The sequence below is a fragment of the Parasphingopyxis sp. CP4 genome (genome assembly GCF_013378055.1).
Lineage (GTDB): Bacteria > Pseudomonadota > Alphaproteobacteria > Sphingomonadales > Sphingomonadaceae > Parasphingopyxis.
Genome location: NZ_CP051130.1, coordinates 1,085,647 through 1,109,749 on the forward strand (window position 1 = coordinate 1,085,647; position 24,103 = coordinate 1,109,749).

25 protein-coding genes are annotated in these 24,103 nt (G+C 59.3%); 9 read left to right on the forward strand and 16 right to left on the reverse strand.

The genetic code is table 11. The annotated features are described in order from the left end of the window. The 4 genes from bla to HFP51_RS05215 are packed head-to-tail and all read right to left on the reverse strand — an operon-like array spanning position 1 to position 3,393. On the reverse strand, positions 1–894 hold the full coding sequence (gene bla, locus HFP51_RS05200; RefSeq protein WP_176874683.1) for a class A beta-lactamase: 894 nt from the start codon (positions 892–894) through the stop codon (positions 1–3). A gap of 2 nt (positions 895–896) precedes the next feature. Then, positions 897–1,232 carry a 2Fe-2S iron-sulfur cluster-binding protein gene (locus tag HFP51_RS05205; protein ID WP_176874684.1) on the reverse strand — a complete coding sequence of 112 codons (336 nt, stop codon included), beginning with the start codon at positions 1,230–1,232 and terminating at the stop codon, positions 897–899. Beyond that, positions 1,229–2,359, reverse strand: coding sequence for a cysteine desulfurase family protein (locus HFP51_RS05210; protein WP_176874685.1), 1,131 nt, complete (start codon positions 2,357–2,359; stop codon positions 1,229–1,231). Before HFP51_RS05210 ends, HFP51_RS05205 begins: the two co-directional genes overlap by 4 nt. Then, complete coding sequence (locus tag HFP51_RS05215; protein ID WP_370462950.1) at positions 2,356–3,393, reverse strand: cysteine desulfurase family protein; 1,038 nt, start codon at positions 3,391–3,393, stop codon at positions 2,356–2,358. The genes HFP51_RS05210 and HFP51_RS05215 overlap by 4 nt, the downstream gene beginning before the upstream one ends. A 152-nt stretch (positions 3,394–3,545) precedes the next feature. Here HFP51_RS05215 and HFP51_RS05220 point away from each other — a divergent pair, with 152 nt between their 5' ends. Beyond that, the gene (locus HFP51_RS05220; protein ID WP_176874687.1) at positions 3,546–4,202 is read left to right on the forward strand and encodes an alpha/beta hydrolase; all 657 of its coding nucleotides are present in this window, start codon (positions 3,546–3,548) and stop codon (positions 4,200–4,202) included. Here HFP51_RS05220 and HFP51_RS05225 read toward each other — a convergent pair. Next, positions 4,195–4,374: a hypothetical protein gene (locus tag HFP51_RS05225; protein WP_176874688.1), complete on the reverse strand. Its 180-nt coding sequence runs from the start codon at positions 4,372–4,374 to the stop codon at positions 4,195–4,197. The two genes, HFP51_RS05220 and HFP51_RS05225, sit on opposite strands and share 8 nt — an antisense overlap. 9 nt (positions 4,375–4,383) lie before the next feature. After that, complete coding sequence (locus HFP51_RS05230; protein ID WP_176874689.1) at positions 4,384–5,352, reverse strand: threonine/serine dehydratase; 969 nt, start codon at positions 5,350–5,352, stop codon at positions 4,384–4,386. Positions 5,353–5,527: 175 nt separating this feature from the next. On the opposite strand from HFP51_RS05230, the gene HFP51_RS05235 reads away from it, so the two are divergent. Genes HFP51_RS05235 through HFP51_RS05245 form a run of 3 tightly spaced genes read left to right on the forward strand, consistent with a single transcriptional unit; the run spans position 5,528 to position 7,299 of the window. Then, complete coding sequence (locus HFP51_RS05235; protein WP_370462943.1) at positions 5,528–5,893, forward strand: MAPEG family protein; 366 nt, start codon at positions 5,528–5,530, stop codon at positions 5,891–5,893. Between the two features lie 18 nt (positions 5,894–5,911). Beyond that, the gene (locus HFP51_RS05240; protein ID WP_370462944.1) at positions 5,912–6,340 is read left to right on the forward strand and encodes an MAPEG family protein; all 429 of its coding nucleotides are present in this window, start codon (positions 5,912–5,914) and stop codon (positions 6,338–6,340) included. Then, entirely contained in the window at positions 6,340–7,299 is a 960-nt protein-coding gene (locus HFP51_RS05245) for a carbon-nitrogen hydrolase family protein (RefSeq protein ID WP_176874691.1), read from the forward strand. The genes HFP51_RS05240 and HFP51_RS05245 overlap by 1 nt, the downstream gene beginning before the upstream one ends. Here the strand turns inward: HFP51_RS05245 and HFP51_RS05250 are convergent. Genes HFP51_RS05250 through HFP51_RS05265 form a run of 4 tightly spaced genes read right to left on the reverse strand, consistent with a single transcriptional unit; the run spans position 7,296 to position 11,537 of the window. Further along, on the reverse strand, positions 7,296–8,690 hold the full coding sequence (locus HFP51_RS05250; protein ID WP_176874692.1) for an NAD(P)H-hydrate dehydratase: 1,395 nt from the start codon (positions 8,688–8,690) through the stop codon (positions 7,296–7,298). The genes HFP51_RS05245 and HFP51_RS05250 overlap by 4 nt on opposite strands. After that, the gene (locus HFP51_RS05255; protein WP_255454894.1) at positions 8,690–9,043 is read right to left on the reverse strand and encodes a hypothetical protein; all 354 of its coding nucleotides are present in this window, start codon (positions 9,041–9,043) and stop codon (positions 8,690–8,692) included. The genes HFP51_RS05250 and HFP51_RS05255 overlap by 1 nt, the downstream gene beginning before the upstream one ends. A 25-nt stretch (positions 9,044–9,068) precedes the next feature. Continuing rightward, the gene (gene ilvD, locus HFP51_RS05260) at positions 9,069–10,790 is read right to left on the reverse strand and encodes a dihydroxy-acid dehydratase (protein ID WP_176874693.1); all 1,722 of its coding nucleotides are present in this window, start codon (positions 10,788–10,790) and stop codon (positions 9,069–9,071) included. Positions 10,791–10,808: 18 nt separating this feature from the next. After that, a complete protein-coding gene (locus tag HFP51_RS05265) occupies positions 10,809–11,537 on the reverse strand; it encodes an N-formylglutamate amidohydrolase (RefSeq protein WP_176874694.1) in 729 nt (242 codons plus the stop codon). 61 nt (positions 11,538–11,598) lie between these two features. On the opposite strand from HFP51_RS05265, the gene HFP51_RS05270 reads away from it, so the two are divergent. After that, positions 11,599–13,446: a DUF885 family protein gene (locus HFP51_RS05270; RefSeq protein ID WP_176874695.1), complete on the forward strand. Its 1,848-nt coding sequence runs from the start codon at positions 11,599–11,601 to the stop codon at positions 13,444–13,446. 209 nt (positions 13,447–13,655) lie between these two features. On the opposite strand, the gene HFP51_RS05275 is transcribed toward HFP51_RS05270, so the two are convergent. The 3 genes from HFP51_RS05275 to HFP51_RS05285 are packed head-to-tail and all read right to left on the reverse strand — an operon-like array spanning position 13,656 to position 17,801. Next, a complete protein-coding gene (locus HFP51_RS05275; protein ID WP_176874696.1) occupies positions 13,656–14,510 on the reverse strand; it encodes a 4-(cytidine 5'-diphospho)-2-C-methyl-D-erythritol kinase in 855 nt (284 codons plus the stop codon). Continuing rightward, a complete protein-coding gene (locus HFP51_RS05280; RefSeq protein WP_176874697.1) occupies positions 14,510–16,192 on the reverse strand; it encodes a tetratricopeptide repeat protein in 1,683 nt (560 codons plus the stop codon). Before HFP51_RS05280 ends, HFP51_RS05275 begins: the two co-directional genes overlap by 1 nt. Next, complete coding sequence (locus HFP51_RS05285; protein ID WP_176874698.1) at positions 16,149–17,801, reverse strand: electron transfer flavoprotein-ubiquinone oxidoreductase; 1,653 nt, start codon at positions 17,799–17,801, stop codon at positions 16,149–16,151. Before HFP51_RS05285 ends, HFP51_RS05280 begins: the two co-directional genes overlap by 44 nt. Positions 17,802–17,967: 166 nt before the next feature. On the opposite strand from HFP51_RS05285, the gene HFP51_RS05290 reads away from it, so the two are divergent. Genes HFP51_RS05290 through moaB form a run of 3 tightly spaced genes read left to right on the forward strand, consistent with a single transcriptional unit; the run spans position 17,968 to position 20,934 of the window. Next, complete coding sequence (locus HFP51_RS05290) at positions 17,968–18,660, forward strand: uracil-DNA glycosylase family protein (RefSeq protein ID WP_176874699.1); 693 nt, start codon at positions 17,968–17,970, stop codon at positions 18,658–18,660. Then, on the forward strand, positions 18,657–20,417 hold the full coding sequence (locus tag HFP51_RS05295) for a lytic transglycosylase domain-containing protein (protein ID WP_176874700.1): 1,761 nt from the start codon (positions 18,657–18,659) through the stop codon (positions 20,415–20,417). The genes HFP51_RS05290 and HFP51_RS05295 overlap by 4 nt, the downstream gene beginning before the upstream one ends. Further along, positions 20,407–20,934, forward strand: coding sequence for a molybdenum cofactor biosynthesis protein B (gene moaB, locus HFP51_RS05300; RefSeq protein WP_176874701.1), 528 nt, complete (start codon positions 20,407–20,409; stop codon positions 20,932–20,934). Before HFP51_RS05295 ends, moaB begins: the two co-directional genes overlap by 11 nt. On the opposite strand, the gene HFP51_RS05305 is transcribed toward moaB, so the two are convergent. Both HFP51_RS05305 and HFP51_RS05310 read right to left on the reverse strand, forming a co-directional pair. Next, the gene (locus HFP51_RS05305) at positions 20,921–21,685 is read right to left on the reverse strand and encodes a hypothetical protein (RefSeq protein WP_176874702.1); all 765 of its coding nucleotides are present in this window, start codon (positions 21,683–21,685) and stop codon (positions 20,921–20,923) included. The two genes, moaB and HFP51_RS05305, sit on opposite strands and share 14 nt — an antisense overlap. 68 nt (positions 21,686–21,753) lie before the next feature. After that, complete coding sequence (locus HFP51_RS05310; protein WP_176874703.1) at positions 21,754–22,278, reverse strand: YcxB family protein; 525 nt, start codon at positions 22,276–22,278, stop codon at positions 21,754–21,756. 83 nt (positions 22,279–22,361) lie between these two features. On the opposite strand from HFP51_RS05310, the gene HFP51_RS05315 reads away from it, so the two are divergent. After that, positions 22,362–23,447 (forward strand): PA0069 family radical SAM protein, encoded by a 1,086-nt coding sequence (locus HFP51_RS05315; RefSeq protein ID WP_176874704.1) that lies wholly within the window; start codon positions 22,362–22,364, stop codon positions 23,445–23,447. Positions 23,448–23,450: 3 nt separating this feature from the next. Here HFP51_RS05315 and HFP51_RS05320 read toward each other — a convergent pair whose 3' ends face one another. Continuing rightward, positions 23,451–24,077, reverse strand: a complete 627-nt coding sequence (locus HFP51_RS05320; protein WP_176874705.1) for a hypothetical protein — start codon at positions 24,075–24,077, stop codon at positions 23,451–23,453. Positions 24,078–24,103 lie beyond the last annotated feature (26 nt).

Sequence of the window (24,103 nt, forward strand, 5' to 3'; positions counted from 1 at the left end):
TCAGCCGATATTCCGCTCTGTCATATAGAGAACAGCGAGCTCGGCGATTTCTTCTATCGCAAAGTCTACTTCGGCTGCTTCTGCGGTTGGGCGATCGATATAGACGCTGAGCACAAAGGCCGGTCCGCTGGGCGGCCAGACGATGCCGATATCATTATACGCGGTACCGCAGCTTCCCGTCTTGTCTCCAACGATCCAACCATCCGGGATCCCGGCACGGATGCGCGTATCGCCGGTTTGATTTGCAATCGCCCAGTCAGAAAGCTGCTGACGGCCCGATTCGGACAGGATGTCACTGAACACCAGCCGCTGTATCAGGCCGGACATGGCGACCGGACTGGTGGTATCGCGCTCGTCGCCTTCGGCATTTTCATTGAGCTCCGGTTCCATGCGATCAAGCCGGCTAACTTCGTCACCATGGCTGCGGAAGAATTCCGTCATACCGTCCGGGCCGCCGATCAGTTCGAGTAAAAGATTGGCGGCAGTATTGTCCGACAAGGTGCTGATCGCTTCGGCCGCCTGCCCGACCGTCATCGACCCGGCCTCAACATAGTCGCGGGCCGCCGGCGCATAGGCGAGCAGATCCTCCTCGGCAAAAGCCAGCGATTCATCGAGCGTCAAATCGCCAGCCTCGACCCGTTCGAGTACCGCGGCGCTTAACGCCAGCTTGAATGTCGAGCACATCGCAAAGCGTTCGTCCCCGCGATAGGCGCGCAGGAGATTGCCGCTCTCATCAGTAAGCGCGAACCCGATCCGCCCGCCAATACGCTGCTCAATCCCTTCGATCACATCTTCGCCGAGGATGTTTTCGATTTGCGGTGAACCTTGAGGTTCGGACGCGCATCCAACCAACACCGCCGCGGCCGCAAAGATTCCAAACAAGCCGGCTTTCATGGCTATCTCCCTTGCATATTGTGAACCGCATCCGGGATGCGCACAGTAAGGCTATCCAGCTCTTCTGTCAGCCAGATCTGGCAGGCTAGTCGACTATAGCGTGTTACATCAGCGGCCAGGTCGAGCATATCATCTTCCATCTCCTCAGCGCGCGGCAGTTTGGCAAAATCACCGGGATCGACATGCACATGGCAGGTGGAACAGGCCATCTGCCCTTCGCAGGTCCCTTCCAATGGCTGGCCATCCGTCTGGGCCAGATCGAGCAATCGGTCACCGGGTTTCGCATTGACCTCGCTCGTCGATTGTCCGTCAGCGGAGATGAAGCGCACCAATGTCATGCAGTAAGATTAGCCTGCGCATCTGCAGCTTCAACGATCAATCGGATGGCAGCCTCCAGCTCTTCCTCGCTTGTGTAGCGCCCAAATCCCAATCGGATCGAAGCGCGCGCGTCGACGTCACTCAGGCCAAGTGCAGAGAGCACATGGCTAGGCCGGCCAGACCCACTGGCACAGGCTGAGCCAGCGGAGAACGCCACGCCGCGTACGTCCGAAATCAAACGCGCTGCGTCCAGGCCGGGATAGCGGATGTTGAGATTGCCCGGATAGCGGTCAGTGACCGATCCATTGATAATCCAGTCGTTGCCAAACCGACGCCGCGCCAGCTCGGCCAAGGCTGTAACATGTACAATATCAGCGTCGCGATTCTGTTGCATCAGTTTCGCAGCCGCCCCGAAACCGGCGCATAAGGCTGGCGACAATGTGCCGGACCGCAGATCGCCTTCCTGCCCGCCGCCATGCATCAACGGCACGGGCCTCACGCCATCTGCCAGCCAGAGTGCGCCAATACCCTTGGGTCCGTGGATCTTGTGTCCCGACATCGCAATCATATCGCAATGCTGCCACGGGACGGGCACCCGACCGAGCGCTTGGACCGCATCGCAGAACATCAGGGCGCCATAGCGTTTCGCCAGTGCGCCAATCTCGGCAATCGGCTGGATGACACCAATCTCATTGTTGACGCACATCGCGGCAACGAGCGCCACGTCTTCGTCCATAGCGTCATCTAGGGCAGCAAGATCAACAAGCCCGTCCGCGCCGACCTCAACAATGGTGAGTGGACAGCCCCATTGGTTCAAAAACTCGCAGCTATCGAGCACCGCTGCATGTTCGGTCGCCAGCGTGACAATACGCCGGCTGTCCTCCGGGACCGTCGCGAGCGCACCCTTGATCGCCCAGTTCGTTGCCTCCGTTGCGCCGCTGGTGAAGTAGAGACTACCGTTGTCTGCGCCGAGACACGCCTGAATCTGATCTCTCGCAACCTCAACTGCTGCGGCCGCCTCGCGACCCATTTTGTGCGGCGAATGCGGATTACCGAATTTGTCGTCGAGATAGGGCTGTATGGCCGTGCGCGCTTCTGGGGCAATCATCGTGGTTGCCTGGTAATCGAGATAGATCGGCGCGCTCATGCCGCTCGTCCCTTGGCTTCCGCTGCCAAGCGCTTCCAATCATCCATGAAACGATAGATGTCGGCGCGACTGGTTTGCGGCCCAAAGCTAACCCGGACCACTTCGGCTGCGTCTGCCTCACTCCATCCCATCGCGGTGAGCACATGGCTGGGCTTCAGACTCCCGGAGGAGCACGCGCTGCCGGCTGAAATTGCGATCCCCGCCATATCGAACTGGATGAGCTGCGCATTCGCCGCCATGCCCGGCATGCGATAGGACGCGATTGTTGGAATGCGATCCGCATCTTTCGCGACGACGGTGCCGCCTTCCTGCTCGATCGCTTTGTCGAGATGCTCGCGCAATTCGGCTGCCCGACCGACCCAATTATTGGGTGCTTCGAGAGCCGCGGCAAAACCCATTGCCGCGGGCAGGTTTTCAGTGCCCGGCCGATAGCCGCGCTCTTGTCCGCCAAGCGCATGAAGCGTTGCGAAATCCTTGACCAGCAGCGCGCCGATACCGGGCGGTCCGCCCAGCTTATGGGCCGATATTGCGATCAGGTCGGCATCGGGTAATGGCAGCTTCCCGGCAGACTGGCTGCAATCGGCAAACAGCCAATTGCCCCCGACATGGACCCGACTGCGCAGCTCTTCGAGATCCTGTTTAACGCCGGTCTCGCTGTTCACCGACTGGATCGCAACCAGCGCAGTCTCTTCCGTGCCCGACAACATCCAGTTCAACTTGCCCGCATCGACGCGTCCATTTTCATCTACCGGTATGCGTTCGACGTCACCCGCCGCGCGCAGCACAGCATCATGCTCCACCGCGCTGATGATCACCCGCTCGGCCTTGGTGCAGGAGATCGCAAGGGCGATGGCCTCACTGGCGCCGCTGGTAAAAATGATCTCGCCATCCCACTCCAGGGCGGTCGCAATCCGCGTGCGTGCATCCTCTAACGCAGCCCGCGCAGCTCGGCCCTCGCCATGCGGCGACGATGGGTTCGCCCAATCTGCAAAAGCCTCTGCCATCGCATCGCGTGCTTCCGGCAGCATCGGCATGGTTGCCGCATTGTCTAGATAAAGGCGTTCTTTCAATAGCTTACCCGGTTTTTGTTGCGAAACGCTATTAAAATGGCCTATAGCGCCGCCTCTGCTTATGCCCGCATAAGCCCGATTCCCCGCCGTTTCCAGCCAAGGTTGAACCATAGATTATGCCTGAAGTTATCTTTCCCGGTCCCGATGGTCGCCTTGAAGGCCGTTTCTCACCGCCACCGCGTCCGCGTGCGCCGGTTGCCATGATCCTGCATCCGCACCCGCAAGGCGGCGGCACCATGAACAATGCGATTGTTCAGGCGCTCTATAAAACCTTCGTGCAACGCGGTTTCGCAACGCTCCGTTTCAACTTCCGCGGCGTCGGCAAAAGCCAGGGCGAGTTTGACAATGGCGTAGGCGAACTGTCGGATGCTGCGGCAGCCTTGGATTGGATCCAGAGCTTCCACCTTGAAGCCGAAACGACCTGGGTCGCGGGTTTCTCCTTTGGTTCGCTGATTGGCATGCAGTTGCTGATGCGTCGTCCGGAAATCCGGGGTTTCATCACCATCGCACCGCCGGCCAATATGTATGATTTCAGCTTCCTTGCGCCATGCCCCGCATCCGGCGTGATCATCCAGGGCGATGCTGACGAAGTCGCAACGCCGTCGGGCACCCAGAAGCTGGTCGACAAGCTCCGCACGCAAAAGCACATCACGATCCAGCATGACGTGATCCCTGGCGCCAATCATTTCTTCGAACGGGAAATGAACCCGCTGATGAAATCGGTCGACGATTATCTCGACATGCGTCTCGATCCGGATTGCCCAATCAAATAGGGTTGGGCACCGTCCAGATCAGCACATTTGCCAGAATGACGATTGCCGCAGCCAGCATCAGCAGGCCGCGCTGTGTGTCGCCGCGCTTGCGCCACAAATAGAGGCCGCCGATGCTCAGGGCGAATACCGCAAACATGGCAATTGAGAGGGCGATGTTGGCAGCGAGCAGCATTGTTATTCTCTAGCCCTGGATGATTGCTGCGAAAACTGCCGCATCAACATTGCCACCGGATAGCGTGACCATAGTCCGCCCCTCGGGCTTGGCTTTCCCCGCAAGAACCGCCGCCAATGCCACGGCACCACCCGGTTCAACGACAAGCTGCAACTTCGAAAAGGCCGTGCGCACCGCATGCGCGACTTCCTCTTCTGTTACTGCAATGCCGGTCGCCCCGTGCGCCGAGAGGATATCAAAGGTGATCGGTGCAACTTCCATCGTCTGGAGCGCGTCGCAGCGCGTATCGGGTGGATTGGCTCCAACCGGTTCAATCGCGCCATTGGCGAGCGATCGCGCCATATCGTCCCAGCCTTCGGGCTCGACGACTGTAATCTTGGCATCCGGGAGAACCAGCGCTGCACCGGTTGCCAATCCGCCACCGCCACAACAGATAATCGCGCTGTCAGGTGGCCCGCCAGCTAGCTCGGTCATCTGCTCAACCGCTTCCAGCGTGGCGGTCCCCTGCCCTTCGACGACCCAGGGATCATCAAAGCTCGGCACAACGATCGCGCCGCGTTCTGCCGCCAGGTCTGCTGCCAGCTTTTCCCGACTACCGTCCATACGATCATAGGTGACGATTTCCGCTCCCAGACCGCGCGTGCCATCCAGTTTGGCCTTGGGCGCGTCTTCCGGCATCACAATCAGCGCGGGTATTCCGAGGCGCTTTGCCGCCCAGGCGACGCCCTGCGCATGGTTCCCAGAAGAAAAGGCGACAACCCCTGTCTCGCGCTCAGCGGGTGTCATGGCCGAGAGTCGATGATAGCCGCCGCGTAATTTGAATGCGCCAATCGGCTGGAGATTTTCGCACTTCAGCCAAATGCGCCCATGCTCGGTGTCGAAGGGGATTAGTGGTGTTGGCGGCACAACCTCATGGATACGCGCTGCTGCCTCTTTGATACCCGCCAATGTTGGTGTTCGTGTGTCGTTTTCCTGCATCTGATCTCGCTAGCCCGGTGACCGTGGAGCTGCAATCATGATCGCGCAGGATTTGACAGTTTTTCGGTGCTGCCCCAGTCTCCGCAGGATCAAACATATGGGGGTCGTAATGAATAGTGCTATTTTGGCGCCAGCTGGCGTTTTGATCTGCTGGACGTTGTTTATGCTGTTATGGATGGCAGCCACTCGCTTCCCGGCAATGAAAAAGGCCGGTGTCGATCTCGGAGCCAATCCGGGTGGCAGAGGCCAGGATCTGGAAGAAGTACTGCCACCCAGTGTCATGTGGAAATCCCACAATCACACACATCTGTTGGAACAGCCGACGCTTTTTTACGCGACCGTGTTCATAATTGCGCTCACCGGAACCGGCGATGCCTGGATCAATGTCTGGCTGGCCTGGGCCTATGTCGGCATCCGGATCGTACACAGCCTGTTCCAGGCAATCTGGAATATCGTGCCGATCCGCTTCCTGATCTTCGTGCTGGGCACATTCGTGCTGATCGCATTGGCGCTGCACGCCACCGCCGCCACGCTGCAATAAAAATCATACCGGAGAAAAATGATGGAAACCAACAGCCCAATCCTCGCACCTGTCATCGCACTCGCCATCTGGACGCTGGTCATGTGGCTATGGATGTACGCCACCCGGATCCCGGCAATGGGTGCCGCCAAAGTCGATTTCACACCGGGTGTCTACACCAATGACGATCTGAAAAAGCTGCCGGTTAAAGTCCAATGGCAAGCCGATAACTACAACCATCTCCATGAAGCACCGACCGTTTTCTATGCGGTAGCGATTACGCTGGCACTGATCGGCGGTGGCGAAGGCATCAACCTTACCCTGGCATGGGCCTATGTCGGCCTGCGTGTCGTGCACAGCATCTGGCAGAGCACCATCAATATCGTGCCCCTGCGTTTTCTGCTCTTCACGCTCAGCACCATCGTTCTCGGTTGGCTAACCGTTAACACCGCACTGCTGGTCTTCTAGTGGCGCGCATCGCCGCGGCCATTGTCCAGGCCGAACCAGTCCCGCTCGATATTTCAGGCGGACTGGAGGCGCTGCCTGCCCATATTTCTGCGGCGGCGGAGAGCGGCGCGCAGGTGATTGCCTTCGGTGAGACATTTCTCGGCGGCTACCCGATCTGGCTTGACGAATCTCCCGGGGCGGCTTTGTGGGACCATCCAGGCAGCAAGGCGCTGCACAAGATCCTGCTCGACCAGGCAGTTGTGGAGAATGACCCGCGACTGGCGCCAATCCAGGAAATTGTTGATCAACGCAACTTGGCCGTCTCGGTGGGCGCGCATGAGCGGGTGCGATCAAGCCTTGTAAACACCCAATTCCTGTTCCGGCCGGGGCAATCACCCCTGCCCCATCGCAAGCTGGTACCGACCCATGGCGAACGGTTGATCTGGGCGCGGGGCGATGGATCAACGCTCGGCGTGCATGAGGCCGATTGGGGCAATGTCGGGCATCTGATTTGCTGGGAGCATTGGATGCCGCTTGCGCGGGCGGCCATGCACAATCAGGGCGAAGCGATCCATGTTGCGGCCTGGCCAACAGTGCGGGACACCTATTCCATCGCCTCGCGCCATTATGCTTTCGAAGGACGCTGTTTTGTACTCGCTGCTGGAACGGTTCTGCATCGGAGCGCCCTACTCGACGGGCTTGAACGATGCGGTGGCAACCCCGAAGCGCTATCGCTGATCGAAGCGATGCCCGACGAGAAGTTACAATTTGGTGGGTCGATGATCATTTCGCCAACCGCGGACATTCTGGCGGAAGCCGGCAATCTTGACGAGATCATCCATGCCGAGCTCGACCTGGATCTGATCGGCCAGGGCCTCGCCTCACTCGATACGGACGGCCATTATGCACGGCACGATGTGTTCGAATTGCGCGTGAATACCGCTGAACAAGCCGGCGTAGTTTTCGACGATCAGAACTAGAGACAGCTTACCAGCGCGTCCGGGAGTGTATCGAGAAGATCATCTGCGATCAGGAATGCACCGGCGCGGCGGCCAGCTTCTGCGTGCAGCCACACTGCCTCGCAGGCGGCAATGAACGGATCGTCATTCTGGGAATATCGGGCCGCAGTAATCCCTGTCAGCACATCGCCCGTACCGGCGGTCGCCAGCCAGTTTGAGGCCGGCCAGGCGATCGCAGCACGCCCGTCCGGCGCCGCAACGACTGTATCAGCGCCTTTGTAGACGATCACCGCCTTGGCTTGCGAAGCTGCGGCGCGAGCCCGATCGATCTTGCTACCATCTCCTTCGCCGAACAGACGGACAAACTCCCCATGGTGCGGGGTCAATATCGGGGGAGATCTGCACTCGGACAGACACTCCACGCCACGCTGTGCGAGCAGCGTCAGCGCGTCTGCATCCAGCAGCAAACGGCGTCCTGATACCAATGCCCGATCGAGTCGCGCTTCGGCTTTGCTGGTCAATCCCAGCCCGGGTCCGATAGCGGCGACATCAATCCGCTCGTCTTGCAGCAATTCTCCCAATGTGTCCGGATCATCCGCCAATCGATAGACCAGCGCCAGTGGTGCGTCTGGGCTGTCCGGTCCTGCCAGTGCCACATAGCCAGCACCGCTGCGAATGGCGGCATGGGCGGTCAGCCTCGCCGCGCCCGCCATTGCACCGCCGGCTACCAGCACATAGCCGCGTGAATATTTGTGATCGGCAGGACCAGGAGCGGTTAGTTTCGGCCTGCCGATCGTCCGCAACTCGCTCTCCGCCACGACACCGATATCGCCGAGCATGACCCGGCCCAGAATAGTCGCAGCCGGTTGCAGCACATGCGATGGTTTCAACGCGCCCAGCGCAACCGTCACATCGAAACGCGGGACCGGTGATAAGAGCAGGCCGGTATCAGTTGCGATCCCGCTCGGCAGATCGACCGCGATACTGTGGCGTGCAGCAGAAACATGATCTGACAACGCTTTCGACAGATCGTCGCTCAACGGACGCACCAGTCCCGTACCGAATAGCGCATCGATAACGAGGGTCGCACCCTTGGTTCCGGCGACAGGCTCTACGGGGCCGTTCCATTTCTCACGTGCCGCGATCGCAATCTCGGTTGTCGGATCAGCAAGCGCCGCGACGCGCACATCGCATCCGCGCTCTGACAGCTCACGCGCGATCACATAACCATCGCCGCCATTATTGCCGGGTCCGCACAGGATCAGCGCATCCACCGGTCCGGCCATTCGACAGGCGATGTCAGCAACCGTCTTGCCCGCCCTGTCCATCAATTGGCCGAGCGATATGCCGTTCGCGACAGCCGCCTGTTCGGCAGCCACCATTTCCGCGGCGGTCAGGATCGGCTGGCTCATCACCGCACGGTGGCCGGCAAGCGATAATAGTCACCCGCAATGGCGACCTCGACTTCGCGATCAGAAATGGGCTCGACTATGGCCGGGTCAGCGCCATCTGCGGCGATCACACCGCGTCCATCATTTGTCACCAACAGGCGCCGGAAGCCACCATCGGGATGGCGGATTGTCAGGAACAGCCCCTCGTCACCCTGGGAGCGGTCGATCTGGCACTCGGACCGAAACTCGGTCGATCCGTTTACTGCGCAATAGATGATTCCGCTTTCGGCGAGTTCAGAACGCGCTGCCACCTCCGCCTCAATCAGCGGATCGGCGGGCAGTGCTTGTTGCTGCCCTTCTGTTCCGCAAGACATAAGCAAAACCGAGATGGCGACGGCGCTAGATATCCGCATAGACATGCGTTTCCGCCTTGGCTCCGGGATGAGTGACAGCGCCCTCATGGGCTGGGCCGACATTCTGGGCATAGCGCCACAATGTCCCGGCCTGATAATCATTCTGTCGCGGCGTCCATGCCGCACGGCGTTGTTCCAGTTCGGCAGCGTCGACAACAAGATCGATCGTACCCGCCTCGGCGTCGATACGGATAATGTCGCCGTCTTGGACTAGTGCGATCGGTCCGCAATCGGCAGCCTCCGGGCCGACATGCCCGATGCAGAAGCCACGCGTCGCGCCCGAAAAACGTCCGTCAGTGATCAAGGCGACTTTCTCGCCCATTCCCTGGCCATAGAGCGCTGCCGTAGTGGAGAGCATCTCGCGCATGCCTGGCCCGCCTTTGGGGCCTTCATAGCGAATGACGATAACCGATCCTTCGGCAATCGTCCGCTCTTCAACAGCCTTGAAACAGTCTTCCTCGCTATCAAAGCACTGCGCTGGCCCCTCGAACTGGAGCCGCTCCATACCGGCGACCTTCACGATCGCACCGTCGGGTGCCAGCGAGCCGCGCAGACCGACGACCCCGCCGGTTGGAGTGATCGCGTCGTCAACAGCGTAGATCACTTTTTGATCGGGGTTCCAAGTAACTTGATCGATATTCTCGCCAAGCGACTTGCCAGTAACCGTCTGGCAATTGCCATCGAGCAGGCCGTCGGCGAGCAATGTCTTCATCAGCATATATACGCCGCCAGCTTCATACATATCCTTTGCGACATATTTCCCGCCAGGCTTGAGATCGGCGAGATATGGCGTGGATTTGAAGGTTTCCGCGACGTCGAACAGATCGAAATCGATCCCGCACTCATTGGCCATGGCCGGCAGATGGAGCGCTGCATTGGTCGAACCGCCAGTCGCTGCAACGACGCGCGCGGCATTCTGAAACGCTTCTTTCGTACAGATATCGCGCGGCCGGATATTGTCCGCCAGTAGGTCCATAACCTGCTGGCCCGCAGCCTGCGCGATGGCATCGTTAGAATCATAAGGCGCGGGAACCATGTTGCTGTTCGGCAGCGAAAGCCCAATCGCTTCGCCGACACAGGCCATGGTGTTGGCTGTAAATTGGCCGCCACAGGCGCCATGGCCAGGACAGGCGACCTTTTCGAGCTCGATCAATTCCTGCAACGGACAGGCTTCGGCCTCATACTGGCCAACCGCCTCGAACACATCGACGACAGTTACGTCCTTGTCGTGAAAACGCCCGGGCAGGATCGAGCCACCATAGACAAAGATCGACGGAATATTGAGGCGGAGCATGGCCATCATCATACCCGGCAGCGATTTATCACAGCCGGCAAATCCGACCAGTGCATCATAGCAATGGCCGCGGACTGAAAGCTCGACCGAGTCCGCAATTACCTCGCGGCTGACAAGCGAACTCTTCATGCCCTGATGGCCCATCGCGATACCGTCCGTAACGGTGATGGTGTTGAAGCGGCGCGGCAGACCGCCGCCCGTGATCACGCCTTCGCGGCAGATATCGGCTTGATGATCAAGTCGGGTATTACAGGGCGCGCTATCATTTCCCGCACTCGCGACGGCGACAAATGGCTGCTCGATCTCCTCCTCGCTAATCCCCATCGCATAATAATAGCTGCGATGCGGAGCGCGCGAAGGCCCGACGGAAACATGCCGGCTCGGCAGCTGCGATTTATCGAAACGATTGGACATAGGGGTATCCTGCTCAGTCTATTTCAGCGCGTCCCGAGTTTCGGAGATTATCGGGGCGAGCAATTCGGCCCATTTCCTTGCGCCTTCCGCGTCTGCAATCAAGTCATTCCGAACCTCAATGGCGAGATAGGGTAATCCGCGGGCCTCGGCATGCAGGTCCATCGTCGCATTGAGCTCACGACCGGAATAGGGCTCGTTATCGCCAACATGCAGACCCAACGCCTCCAGTTTGGGGATGGCTACCCGCGCCGCCCGATCATCCTGATTATAAAGAATTCCAGCATGCCAGGGTCGCCGATCGTGGGTGGCAGACTCCAATTGCGGCGTAAAACTGTGGAGTGTGAAGAGCATGTCCGGCTGATGATGCTCTATCAGCTCTGCGGCGCGACCATGATAGGGATGCCAAAACCGCTCGATCCGTGCCTGGCGCGCCGCCTCATCCAGCTCAGCATTGCCCGGAATATGGTGGCCATCGCTATGCACGGGCGTCGCCGACGGATTGTCGTGCTCGCGATGGAGATCCACCACAAGACGCGAAATATTCGCGACAATCGCCGGGCATTCAAGATGCCCTGCGACAAGGCCAGAGAGGTGATCGATACCGATATCGACAGCGACATGCTTCGTCAGCACCTCGGGATGGATACCGAGATCGATATCATCGGGCACGCGGTTTGATGCATGATCGGCAATCAGCACGAGCCCCGATGCGCTATCGCCTTCAATTTCCAAATAGACGTCCTTCATCCGGCCTAGTTGCCGTTCTTGGTCCGCTATGTCACCAGTGAAACCAACGAGGAGGTCGCAGATGAGTTTCGAACTGACACGCCGTGAGGCATTGGCCGGGCTTGCCGCCGGTACTTTCTTGGCAGGAACCGGATGCGCCTCTCTACCAGGCCAATCTGCCGGAATCTGCGACGCCGGAACAACCCTGGCGAGCGAAGCCGAAGCATTGCTTTCGCTGTTACCGGAAGTCGCAACCTATAACGGCGCGGAAGCATCATTGAATGGCGGTCCGCTTGCGCGGCGGAGCAATGATTATTCCCCCGCCGGTGAGCAAGCATTGCGTGACGGAACATCGGCTAGTCGTGAGCGGATCGCAGCGCTCAATTGCTCGACGGATTCGAGCGCAGGTCTGCAAGCTGCGGTCTGCGAAGCGGTGCTCGCGAATGCGGGACGCTCTGCTGATGTGAGCTATGGCCACATCAATCCATTCAGCTATGTCAATCACCTCCCCTATCTCGTGTCCCAGATCAGCGGGCCGCATATCGACACACCTGCGGTGATGACGACGCAGCAATCGGTGCGGTCTCCTGAAGCGATCGATGCCTGGCTTGAAAAGCTCGATGGGTTCGAGGCGACGTTTGACGGCATCATTGAAAAGATTCGGGCCGATGAAAGTGCCGGATGCCATCCGCCCCAAGCGCTGCTCACCAAGGTGCTGCCGGTGTTGGATTCCTTTATCGCTGGTCCGGCAGAGCAGCATCCGCTGATCCAGGCGCTTGAGACGGGAATGAGCGACGCAGTGATCGACCGGACGATGCGCGAAAATGCCCTCCGCCAGGCGACCACTGCGCTCGAGACCAAAGCTCGACCGGCCTATGTGCGCCTGCGCGACCAGATCGCCGACATGCTTCCGCGTGGTCAGGAAAACTCCGGCATCTGGGCGCAACCCGATGGGGAAGCGCTCTATGCCGCCAATATCCTCGCCCTGGGTGACACCGAACAATCGGCCGATGAGATCCATCAGATCGGGCTGGACGAAGTTGCCCGGATCAGCGCCGAAATGGAGACATTGCTGACCGCTCAAGAGCTTACCCAGGGCAGCGTGGGCGAACGGATGCTAGCGCTCGCCGATGATGACCGCTTCCTGTTCGACGACAGCGATGCAGGTCGCCAGGAGTTGCTAGACTATCTCGATACGCTCGTTCGCGAGGCGGAAACCCGCTACCCCGAATTTCTCCCCGAGGAAGTCGTACCACAGCAACCCATGCTGATCCGCCGCGTACCTGTCGCCACACAAGACAGCGCGCCAGGCGGTTACTACGACTCGCCATCGCTCGATGGCACGCGCCCCGGAACTTACTGGATCAACCTGCGTGACATGTCCGCCGTGGCGCGTTTCGCCTTGCCTACGCTCAGCTATCACGAAGGCGTTCCAGGCCATCACACGCAGATCGCAATTGCCAGCGGTCTTGGCGAGGCACCACTGATCATCAGGATCGCAAGCTTCAACGCCTATCAGGAAGGCTGGGCACTCTATTCAGAACGATTGATGGCGGAACTCGGTGCCTATGAAGAGGATCCGTTCGGCGATCTTGGGCGCTTGCAGGATGAGCTCTTCCGGGCTGTCCGGCTCGTTGTCGATACCGGCATGCACCATCTGCGTTGGACCCGCGAACGGGCGATTTCCTACATGCAGGAGGTGACCGGCAACCCCGAAAGCACCTGTGTGGCAGAAATTGAACGCTATATGGCGTGGCCGGGTCAGGCCCTTGGCTACAAGCTTGGTCAATTGCGCCTGATCGAACTGCGCGAACAGATGCGCGCCGCCCAGGGCGAAGCCTTTGATCTGCGCGCGTTCAATGCGGTCGTGCTCAGCCAGGGCGCCATGCCGCTTGGGCTCGTCGCCGAACGGGTTGCCGCTGCAAGCTGACAATACGAAACGGGCAGCGGTGCCGAAGCCTCGCTGCCCGTTTCAATGACGTACGTATCCGGTCGTAGATCATTGGCGAATGTCGCCGGTTAAGGCTCGATCCGTTCATTCCCCATATTTAGCCGATTGCGTTACGATCGTGCTGAAAAAGAGGGTTAACTCCAGTCTTTAGCGCCCGAAATTGCAGATTCTTCGAGAAAATCATCAATTTACCGTAGCTGTGACGCCATGGTCCACCAACCGGGATGATCGCGCCTGACGGCTGTTTCTGCCCGTTCGCATGCCGCCGGGCTGTCAAACAGCGCGAAACATGTCGCCCCAGATCCCGACATGCGATGGAAGATCACATCCGGTTGGCCAGTGATCCAATCCAGTACGCCTTCAATCTCCGGAGCGATGGCGCAAGCCGGTTTTTGCAAGTCATTGCGCCAATCGGAATCCAGGGTGAGCGGAGGTTCAACATCCAAGGCCCCGCGGTCGACGCCATCCCAGCCCGCAAAGACAGGGCCGGTTTCGACAGGAACGCGCGGATTAACCAGCAGCACCGGCATCCCGTCCAGCCTGCACGGTGCGAGGAATTTAAGATCGTCCCCGCGGCCCGAACCGAAACAGGTCTGCGATGCGATACAGGCGGGCACATCTGCCCCGAGATCAGCGGCAATGTCATGCAGCAAGCGCTCATCTGCGCCCGCATCCCAAAACCGGTTGAGCAACCGAAGCGCAGCCGCCGCATCGCTCGATCCGCCGCCGACGCCCGACGCAATCGGCAGAGTCTTTGTGAGGTGAAGCGCCGCCCCTTTTGCGCCTGCAGTCTGGCTTTTCAGTGCCTGCGCCGCCTGGATTACGAGATTGTCTTGGCCGGTGGACAAGCCCGCCGCAAAAGGCCCGTCGATCGATAATGTCAGCTCAGGTGCCGGTGTCACAGACACCATGTCACCGTCACTGCAATATGCGAAGAGCGTCTCGATCCTGTGATAGCCATCCGGCTCGCGCGCGCGGACATGCAGCGCAAGGTTGATCTTGGCATAGGCGGTTTCCCGCAATGCCGCTGCCTCAACGGTCATCAGGGAGACGCGGTTTCGGCCGTCAGGCCGATGTCGATCTTCTGCTGAATGCGCTCCGCCATATCATCTTCTGCCGATACAAGGGCCGCTTGCCATGCAAATCGCGCATCACGACGCCGTCCGGCGGCCCAGTAGGCGTCGCCAAGATGCTCATTGATCGTCGGTTCAGCCGGTTCGCCAACTGCAGCACGCTCCAACATTGGAATGGCCTGATCAAGATTGCCGCGGACATAATGCACCCAGCCCAGAGAGTCCGTGATCGACGGGCTATCCGGATTCAACTCACTCGCACGACGAATGAGTTCCTCGGCATAGTCGAGATCTTCGCGCCGTTCGAGCAACGCATAGCCGAGATAGTTGAGAACAACCGGTTGATCGGGCCCGCGCTCGACTGCCTTTTCGAGTGCCGGGCGAGACTCATCCCAGCGGTCAGCATCAAGCAAGGCGCCGCCATAGAGCAGCCATGCCGTCCAAGGCGCATCATCGCCACCAGCCAGCGTCAACGCGCGGCCATAGGCATCTGCGGCTTCTTCGTAGCGTCCGATAGCCGCATAGCGTTCGCCGTAACGCTGCCAATCGGCCGCAGCGGCATTCCGCCGTTCCGCTTGTGCCCGCGCCAGTTCAAGCGCGGCATCGGTTTCATTGGTCTGGGCGAGAAGCTGGACCCGCATATCCTGAACATCTGAAAAGAACGGATCGCGCCGGTCGACACTATCAAGCGCCGCCAATGCGGCGTCTTCCTGATCGGCCTGATTCAGAATTCCACTGGTAACGAACCAGCCAACCGAATTATCGGGCGCAAGAAATGTTGCGAAGCGGCTTATTGTGAGCGCCAGCGACGAGGCATTTTGCCGATTGATCTCGGTCGCCAGGCGAACGAACATCTCGGCAATTCCATCGGCCGCACTGTCAATCGCGCCGGGAACGGAACGTCGGCGTTCGATATTTGCCCGGGCTGAAAGTTCGGCCCGGCTGTTGCCCGGCAATAGGGCGATCGCATCATCGCGCCGTCGGGCTTGGGCCAAACGCGCAGCCGCCGCCAGCCGAAGGCGCAAAAACCGTGGCGCGCCCAGATTGGTAAGACCAAGGGTTGCCGATATGCCTTCGTCATAACGCCGCATCGCCAGCAACATCAGCGCCCGATGTTCGCTGATATATGCGGTAGCTACGCTGCTGTCAGTTTCGCGGTCCAGGATTGCCAGTGGATCTTCGTCACCCGCACCAAATGCAATCCAGGCACGCATGACCGTCGACAATGAGGCAAAAAGGCCTTGTTCCTCTATTCGATCAACAATCCGGCGAGCCTCGGTCCAATCGCCATCTTCTAGCGCCTCGATCAGGAACAGGAACTCGCCATCTGGTGGCAACGCGTCGGCCGCCTGCAGCGATTGTGCCCCGCGCAACGCGAGGTTCCGGTCACCCGCCGCAACTGCGCGGCGATAGGTACGCGCAGCAAGCGTCTGGTCAAACGGTGCGTCAGTCAACGCAGATGCATATCCGCGCGCCGCCAGGTCGATCTGGCCCGATGCATCGGCGACCCGCGCGCGTGCATATTCGGCGAGCGGATTATTGGCTTCTGCAGCGCCTGAAAAAGTGATTGCCGCGGCTAGGGCAACCGCGGAAATACGAGAAAAACGATTACATATTGGGATAGTTCGGCCCTCCGCCGCCTTCCGGAACAACCCAGTTAATATTCTGGGTCGGATCCTTGATATCGCATGTTTTGCAATGGACGCAATTTTGCGCGTTGATTTGAAAGCGCGGATTGCCATCATCTTCCTCAACCACTTCATACACCCCGGCTGGGCAATACCGCTGGGCCGGTTCGGCGTAGAGCGGCAGGTTATGCGCAATCGGAACATCTGGGTCCTTCAGTGTCAGATGGACCGGCTGATCTTCCTCATGATTGGTATTCGACAGGAATACCGAGGACAGGCGATCGAAACTGATGACGCCATCGGGCTTGGGATATTCGATCTTTTTCACCTGATCGGCGCGCCATAGGCTTTCATTGTCGGGATGATGCTTCATCGTGAATGGCATACGGATCCCGAGATGCTCGGCCCACATCGTCATGCCTGAGAGGATCGTCCCCGCGAAATTGCCATATTTCTCAACCAGCGGCAGCGTGTTGCGGACTTTGCGCAGCTCTTTCGATACCCAGCTCGTCTCATAGGCTTGCTCATAAGCGGTCAGTTCATCGCTGGTGCGTTCGGCATGAACCGCTTCGAAGGCCGCCTCAGCCGCCATCATCCCGGTTTTCATCGCCGTATGGCTGCCCTTGATCCGCGGTACATTCACGAACCCGGCAGAACAGCCGATCAGAGCGCCGCCCGGGAAGGTCAGTTTGGGAACCGACTGCCAGCCGCCATCATTGATCGCACGGGCGCCATAGGACACCCGTTTCCCGCCTTCGAGAATTTCGCGGATCGCAGGGTGCTGTTTCCAGCGCTGCATCTCTTCAAATGGTGAAACCCATGGGTTCGCATAATTGAGCCACGTGACGAACCCGAGCGCGACCTGGCCATTTTCCTGATGGTAGAGAAAGCCACCGCCATTGGCCTCATCGAGCGGCCAGCCCTGGGTATGAATGACACGGCCCGGAGCATGTTTTTCCGGATCGATATCCCATAGCTCTTTTATACCAAGACCATAGACTTGCGGCTGACTGTTCGCATCGAGTTCAAACTGTTTGATCAGCTGTTTCGACAGGTGTCCGCGCACGCCTTCGGCAAAGAAAGTGTATTTAGCGTGGAGCTCCATTCCGGCCATGTAATCCGGCTTTTTCTCGCCATCTCGGGCGATACCCATATCACCGGTCGCCACACCCTTAACCGAGCCATCATCATGATACAGGATTTCAGCAGCCGCAAAGCCCGGGAATATCTCGATACCCAGCGCTTCTGCCCGACCGGCCAGCCAGCGGCAGAAATTGCCCAGGCTGACAGTATAGGTGCCCTTATTGTTCATGAAGGTCGGCATCATGATGTGGGGAAATTCGCGCTTTTTCGTCTCGGTGAGGATCCAGTGATGATTCTCAGTAACCGGGACCGTCAGCGGATTATCGTCGAAATCGCGCCAGTCGGGGAATAACTCATCAAGTGCCCGCGGATCGACTACCGCGCCTGAGAGGATATGCGCACCAACTTCGCTGCCTTTTTCGAGGATGCAGACCGAAATATCCTTGCCGGTTTCTTCAGCAAGCTGTTTCAGCCTGATCGCAGCAGAAAGCCCTGCTGGCCCACCGCCGACAATCACGACGTCATATGGCATGGATTCCCGTTCGGACATTCCAACATTCTCCTTCAACCGGCCGTTCTTGGCTCATATCGTCGCGGCCAGCAACCAATCTGTCAGATAGTCACTGCCCGGCGATTGACCAAGCCGTCAACCTTCGACTCTATGGCCAGCCAGTTAGCCAAGGGGATGCGCCATCAGCGGCGAATTCGAAAACAGTATGAAATGGTGGCAAGAAGCCGGCGTCGACACAATTGTCGCGGACGAACCGCGCAGCTGGCTTGAAGCCGCAAAACCCCGCTCTGGTGAGGCGAAAGTGGCCAATACACCAGATGCCGAACCAGCCGCACCCCAAGCCCTGTCCCTCCCCGCAGATATTGGCGAGCTGCGCGAATGGATGATGTCGACCGACATGATTGCCGCGTCTGCTGCGGAACGACTGGACGCGACCGGCGATCCGGCCAGTGGTCTGATGATCCTTGTCGACATGCCGGAACGCGGTGATTCTGCCGCCGGAACCCTGTTATCGGGTGACGCTGGCCTACTGTTTGATCGAATGCTCGCGGCCATGGGCCGTGATCGGGCCTCGACTTACATTGCCGCCCTGTGTCCCGCGCGGATAGCTGGTGGTGCAATCGACGAAACGATGCTCGACATTTTGAGCCAGGTGGCGCGCCGGCACGTGGCGCTGGCCGCGCCATCACAGCTGATTGTGATGGGCGACGCGCCGAGCCGTGTGTTTTGCGGGGCCAGCCTCGATGAAAGCCGCGGATCGCAACACAATTTTAACCATGATGGCGGCAATGTGCCCGTCACTGCTACTTTTCATCCGCGCTTCCTGCTGAAGCAACCGCGCCTCAAGGCCCATAGCTGGCAGGATCTGCAGATGGTGATCGAAGGAATGACCGCGTGAAACTGAAGCTTCTCGTCGCATCCACACTAGCGAGCGTCGCCGCCGCGCCGACTCTGGCCGATACTGGCAGTATCGCCGGGCCAAGCTTTTCGGAAGAGCGATCCGAGATTGGCAGCGTCATCGATCGCGACGAACGCGAAGCCTATCGCCAGATCTTTGCTGATATTCGCAATCGCAACTGGGAAAGCGCCCTGGCCCGGATCAGCCGTGCGCCAGACAGCCTTCTTGAACCGGTTGCGCTTGCAGAGCTCTATCTCGCCCCCGGCTCACCACGGGTCGAGCTTGATCCGTTGAGCGAGCTCCTTGAGGACGCGCCAGACCTTCCCGATGCACGCCGCATCCTCACCCTGGCTCAAGGCCGCGGTCTGGAACGCGCGCCCGTTCTCCCTGAAGCCCATTCCCTGCGCCGCATGCCAGGTCCGTCGCGCCGTGGTCGCGCTCGCCCGGTTCGCGATGACAGTGCCGCCCGCTCGCTTGCCCGCCAGATCCGTCCGCTCATTGTCGCAGACAGCCCGCGCGAAGCGGAAAACCTGCTCGAGGAAAATGCCGAAAATCTGACACGTGCCGGACTGACCGAAATCCAGCAGCGCGTCGCCTGGTCCTATTATCTCACCGGTGACGATCGCAATGCCCAACGTGTCGCCCGCCAAGCCCGCGCCGGTATCGGCGATTGGGCCGCCCATGCCGATTGGGTCGACGGCCTCGCTTCCTGGCGCGCCGGAGACTTTGACGCTGCTGCCGAAGCCTTCGCATCGGTCGGGCAACGTGGACCGGACAGCGAGAAACGCGCCGCCGGCCTCTTCTGGGCTGCGCGCGCGGAAATGGCCGCCGGGCGTCCGGAAAATGTCCAGACGCCGCTACGTACCGCAGCGCTGATGGACGAAACCTTTTACGGGCTGCTCGCCGCGCAAACACTGCGCATTACGCGGCGCCCTGCGCATCGCATCCGGATCGATCCGACCTGGGAAACAGTCGCCGACTATTCGAATGCCCGTCGCGCAATGGCGCTGATCGAGGTCGGTGAGCGCAACCTCGCGGATGAATATGTGCGTCACGGCTCGGCGATCGGCAATCCGCAACATCATGACGCCTGGATGGATCTGGCAAACGAGCTTGGCCTGCCCAATGCGGAGCTGTGGATGGCACGCAACGCGCCGGTTTCCTACCATCCCTCGGCCCGCGTCCGCTTCCCTGCCCCAGGCTATGAACCGGTTGGCGGCTGGCGTGTCGATCGATCGCTGGTCTATGCCCATGCCTTGCAGGAATCGAATTTCAGGCCCGAAGTTGTCAGCCCTGCTGGCGCCCGCGGCCTGTTGCAGCTGATGCCCGGTACCGCGCGCGATATCGCCCGCGATCGCGGCGAATCCATCAGCGCCTCACGGCTCAACGTGCCTGAGGTCAATATCGCTTACGGTCAGCATTACATGGAAGAAATGCGCGATTTCCCTGGTACACAGGGTCTGCTGCCCAAGGTCATCGCCTCCTATAATGCCGGGCCCGGTGCGGTTGTGAATTGGGAAGGTCGCCTGCGCGATCGCGGTGATCCGCTACTCTATATTGAGAGCATCCCCTTTTATGAGACACGCGGCTATGTGCCGATCATCCTGCGCAACTATTGGATGTATCAGCGCAATGCCGGCGAAGACGCGACGAGCCTTGGCGCACTCGCCCAAGGCATGTGGCCCCGCTTCCCCGGTGCCCCTGGCGCGGTCGCCGTACGTTTGTCCGGTCAGGGAGGTGCGCGCATTGCCGATTGATGAAAGCGCAACGTTCAAGCCGGTGAATATTGCCGTGCTCACCGTTTCCGACACCCGCAATCTAGAGCAAGACAGCTCAGGTGACATTCTCGTCAAGCGGCTCACGGATGCCGGACATGAGCTGGCCGCCCGTAAGATCGTCAAAGATGAAATGTCTCAAATCGTGGCCCGGCTCCATGCCTGGGTTGAGGATCCGGAAGTCGATTGCGTGATCACCACCGGCGGTACCGGCCTGACCGGCCGAGATATCACTCCCGAAGCGCTGGAGCGCGTCCAGGACAAGCCAATCCCCGGCTTTGGCGAGCTGTTTCGTGCGCTCAGCTATGACAAGATCGGCACGTCGACCATCCAGTCACGCGCCTGTGGCTGCGTTGCCCGCGGCACCTACATCTTTGCGCTACCTGGATCGAACGGCGCCGTGAAAGATGGCTGGGACGGCATCCTCGCGACCCAGCTCGATAGCCGCTACCGGCCGTGCAATTTCGTCGAACTGATGCCCCGCCTTACAGAGGCGTAGAAATCCAGATCTCCCAGAGGGTCGCATCCGGCTGGGCAACATTAGTCTCGAAATAGCTATCGCCCTCAACCCCAGTATAGTCGCCTCCGTAGCGACCTGATGGCTGGTTTCCTTCAGGGTCCGCGGCCACCGCCTCTGACTCAGCACGGAAGCTGTAGGCATCGGGAGCGCTTTCGAACGATACATATTCCCGGGCTTCGTTTTCGTAACTGAACCCGAACCGGGCGGCGCCATAAGCCGCAACCGCGTCCACAATGCTGGACCCCGGACCCACGCCCTCTGCCGTCCGGCACTGGTTGGCATAGACACCCATCGCCATGACCGGGATGTCAGCGCGATACTCCTCAACATCATAGCTCTCGAAGATGACGCACAATGCATCCTCACCGCCGGATCGCGCGCAAAGCGCTCCGAAATCGACCATATAGACTGGTTGGAAACTCAATCCCGTTCCGGCTGGAAAAGCTTCGACGAAATCTCCAGTCGTGGCCGGCATATCGATGCCCGCGGCTCCAGTTTCGCTAATCACGCAATCGGCGTCGAACGACGCTGCATTGCCAGCTGACTCGACCAGTGTCGCTCCGTCAGCGGCGTCAGAGTCGAGGATCAACCCGCCAGAATCGACTACCTCGCCCGGCTCGGTAGCAGCGGGAGCGTCTACGTCATCTGCCGGCGCCTCTCCAGACTGTGAGCCACAGGCCGTTAATGCCATGATCGGCAGCATTGCAGCGGAAATCAGAAATCTGGTCATCGGCTTAACTCCATCTGTTCGATCCATCTTTTACTCGTCTTTTTTTCACCAAGACGCGGTGAAGGCCCTCAAGTCTTTTTCACACCCGCATCTTCAAGATACCGGCCTATCGCGGCGACCTCGTCTCTCGCGATCACTGCTTTGGGTACAATATTGTAAACCGCATCAGACTGGAAAAGCACAATTAGTCGCTCATTCTCCATCCAGCGATGATAGTCACTCCAGGCGATCTCGGTTGAACCCCACTCCCCTGAATAGGTGATTGTCGTTGACGTCCACAGGGCAGTGATTTCACCCTGCAGCAGTTTCGTCTGGCGAAACAATTTGCGCGCCTGCCATGGCAGCCAAAACCAATAGATCGCAAAAATCAGCACGATCAGTATGACGACAGCGCCAACCAGGCTTCGCAGCAAAGGGTCGCTTACCAAGTCCGGCCCATTGCCCAATACGATCAGGATCAAAAGCAAAAGAACGATCGCGCCAACCAGCCAGGCGGCGATCCGCCCATGGCGCAGCATCTGACGCCGAAAATAGAGGCGGTTCGCGTCAACCCCATCGTCTTCGGTCAGCTGAAATCGGATTTCCCCCATCATCGCTTTGTATCCCGGACCAGCCATCTTTGTCCAAGTCCGTATTTTGTTCTTGTTATGTTCTTATCGATTGATACAATGTCGATATGACTCGACCCGCCCCTCATCCTGTTCGAGGCAGAGGTGCCACCAGCAACCAGGTGCCAACACGCTTTGGCCTCGCAGAGCGCGAAGAGGATGGCGATTGGCTCGATCAACGCGAAGCGATCGATGGTCCGCCGCCGCTGCTGCGAACACAGGTTACGATCGAGAACCCCAAGAGAATCATTTCGCGCAATAGCTCGCCGGACATTCCCTTCGATCAATCGATCAATGCCTATCGGGGATGCGAACATGGCTGCATCTATTGCTATGCGCGGCCGACCCATGCCTTTCACGACCTCTCTCCGGGCCTCGACTTCGAAACGCGGTTATTCGCCAAGCCCAATGCCCCTGAGCTGCTGCGCGCTGCCTTGCAGAAGAAAGGCTATCGGGCGTCGCAGATCGCGATGGGGACGAACACCGATCCCTACCAACCAATCGAAGGTCGATACCGGATTACCCGCGATTGCCTCGCAATCCTCGCCGAGGCGCGGCACCCGGTCACGATCACGACCAAGTCCGATCGGGTCGTCCGCGACATCGATTACCTGGCCGACATGGCCAGCAACAATCTGGTTGCCGTAGCTATCTCGGTAACATCTCTCGACCCCAAAGTGCATCGCACGCTCGAACCCCGAGCGCCTTCCGCGCGCAAACGCCTCGCCGCGATCAGCGCTCTAAACGAGGCTGGTATTCCGACCTATGTGTCGATGTCGCCGATCATCCCGGCGATAACCGATCATGAGATTGAGCATCTGATTGAGGCGGCGGCGGAGGCCGGCGCTCATGCGGGTTTCTTCGTGCCGATCCGATTGCCACATGAAGTCTCCCCCCTGTTTCGCGCCTGGCTCAACGAATATTATCCCGATCGGGCGAGCAAGGTGATGAATATGATCCAATCCTTGCGCGACGGCCGCGACAATGACCCCGCCTTTTTCAACCGGATGCGCGGCGAAGGACCTTGGGCCGATCTCATCCGCACGCGTTTCAGGCGGGCATGCCGGAAACATGGCCTCAATCAGAGGGTGATTACGCTGCGATCCGATCTTTTCCGCCCACCAGCCGGACGTCAGGGGGAGTTGGCGCTCTAGCTGCTAGCCGAATTCGATGCTGCTGAACCGGAAATCATACACATCTTCGCCATCATCGATGACGACCCGATAGGGAAGCTCCCGATCAGCCTCGCTGCGCCAGTCATCGAAGGTCGTCGTAACCGGGGCCTGATCCTGCCGATGGACGAAAAAGCGCTGTGCTCGGCCGCTTTGATTGCTGACGACAAGACCATAGCCTTCAATGCCCATACCTTCGGCCGAAAGACGTCCACGATATTCTGTGCACGGGCAATCCCCTTCCCCATCATAGGCCGCAACAGCAATGATTCCGCCGTTGATTTCGGCAAAGCTGGTGAGTTGCGCATGGAACTGATGTCCAAGAGCCCAGATACCAATGCCGGCCGGAAAGCGGGTTAGCGCTTCGCCGTCACGCCACACCGAAACCGTCTCTCCGTCGATTGCAAAACGCATTGTCATGTCGGGATATTGCTGCAGATATTCTGCGCGATCCGGCGCCTGATACTCGGTGCTGGCCCGATAGGTCGTTCCGTCAGAAACGGTGACATCGGCCGCGGTGACGATCCGCGAACCGGCATCGGTCTTAGCATATGCTGCAGGCGAATTCGCAACCAGGATGGCCGCTATCACAATATTGGTGTCACGAACCATCCTGATCTCTCCTTGCCTGGGCCTGC

Excerpts from the sequence above, each read along its gene's own strand:
- HFP51_RS05310 (WP_176874703.1), bottom strand. The coding sequence starts at position 22,278 with ATGATGGGGGAAATCCGATTTCAGCTGACCGAAGACGATGGGGTTGAC.
- bla (WP_176874683.1), bottom strand. The coding sequence starts at position 894 with ATGAAAGCCGGCTTGTTTGGAATCTTTGCGGCCGCGGCGGTGTTGGTT.
- HFP51_RS05235 (WP_370462943.1), top strand. The coding sequence starts at position 5,528 with ATGGCAGCCACTCGCTTCCCGGCAATGAAAAAGGCCGGTGTCGATCTC.
- HFP51_RS05210 (WP_176874685.1), bottom strand. The coding sequence starts at position 2,359 with ATGAGCGCGCCGATCTATCTCGATTACCAGGCAACCACGATGATTGCC.
- HFP51_RS05255 (WP_255454894.1), bottom strand. The coding sequence starts at position 9,043 with ATGTCTTGCGGAACAGAAGGGCAGCAACAAGCACTGCCCGCCGATCCG.
- HFP51_RS05230 (WP_176874689.1), bottom strand. The coding sequence starts at position 5,352 with ATGCAGGAAAACGACACACGAACACCAACATTGGCGGGTATCAAAGAG.
- HFP51_RS05205 (WP_176874684.1), bottom strand. The coding sequence starts at position 1,232 with ATGACATTGGTGCGCTTCATCTCCGCTGACGGACAATCGACGAGCGAG.
- HFP51_RS05215 (WP_370462950.1), bottom strand. The coding sequence starts at position 3,393 with ATGCCGATGCTGCCGGAAGCACGCGATGCGATGGCAGAGGCTTTTGCA.
- ilvD (WP_176874693.1), bottom strand. The coding sequence starts at position 10,790 with ATGTCCAATCGTTTCGATAAATCGCAGCTGCCGAGCCGGCATGTTTCC.
- HFP51_RS05290 (WP_176874699.1), top strand. The coding sequence starts at position 17,968 with ATGAAATGGTGGCAAGAAGCCGGCGTCGACACAATTGTCGCGGACGAA.
- HFP51_RS05225 (WP_176874688.1), bottom strand. The coding sequence starts at position 4,374 with ATGCTGCTCGCTGCCAACATCGCCCTCTCAATTGCCATGTTTGCGGTA.
- HFP51_RS05315 (WP_176874704.1), top strand. The coding sequence starts at position 22,362 with ATGACTCGACCCGCCCCTCATCCTGTTCGAGGCAGAGGTGCCACCAGC.
- HFP51_RS05275 (WP_176874696.1), bottom strand. The coding sequence starts at position 14,510 with ATGACCGTTGAGGCAGCGGCATTGCGGGAAACCGCCTATGCCAAGATC.
- HFP51_RS05305 (WP_176874702.1), bottom strand. The coding sequence starts at position 21,685 with ATGACCAGATTTCTGATTTCCGCTGCAATGCTGCCGATCATGGCATTA.
- HFP51_RS05270 (WP_176874695.1), top strand. The coding sequence starts at position 11,599 with ATGAGTTTCGAACTGACACGCCGTGAGGCATTGGCCGGGCTTGCCGCC.
- HFP51_RS05285 (WP_176874698.1), bottom strand. The coding sequence starts at position 17,801 with ATGTCCGAACGGGAATCCATGCCATATGACGTCGTGATTGTCGGCGGT.
- HFP51_RS05250 (WP_176874692.1), bottom strand. The coding sequence starts at position 8,690 with ATGAGCCAGCCGATCCTGACCGCCGCGGAAATGGTGGCTGCCGAACAG.
- HFP51_RS05220 (WP_176874687.1), top strand. The coding sequence starts at position 3,546 with ATGCCTGAAGTTATCTTTCCCGGTCCCGATGGTCGCCTTGAAGGCCGT.
- HFP51_RS05320 (WP_176874705.1), bottom strand. The coding sequence starts at position 24,077 with ATGGTTCGTGACACCAATATTGTGATAGCGGCCATCCTGGTTGCGAAT.
- HFP51_RS05265 (WP_176874694.1), bottom strand. The coding sequence starts at position 11,537 with ATGAAGGACGTCTATTTGGAAATTGAAGGCGATAGCGCATCGGGGCTC.
- HFP51_RS05240 (WP_370462944.1), top strand. The coding sequence starts at position 5,912 with ATGATGGAAACCAACAGCCCAATCCTCGCACCTGTCATCGCACTCGCC.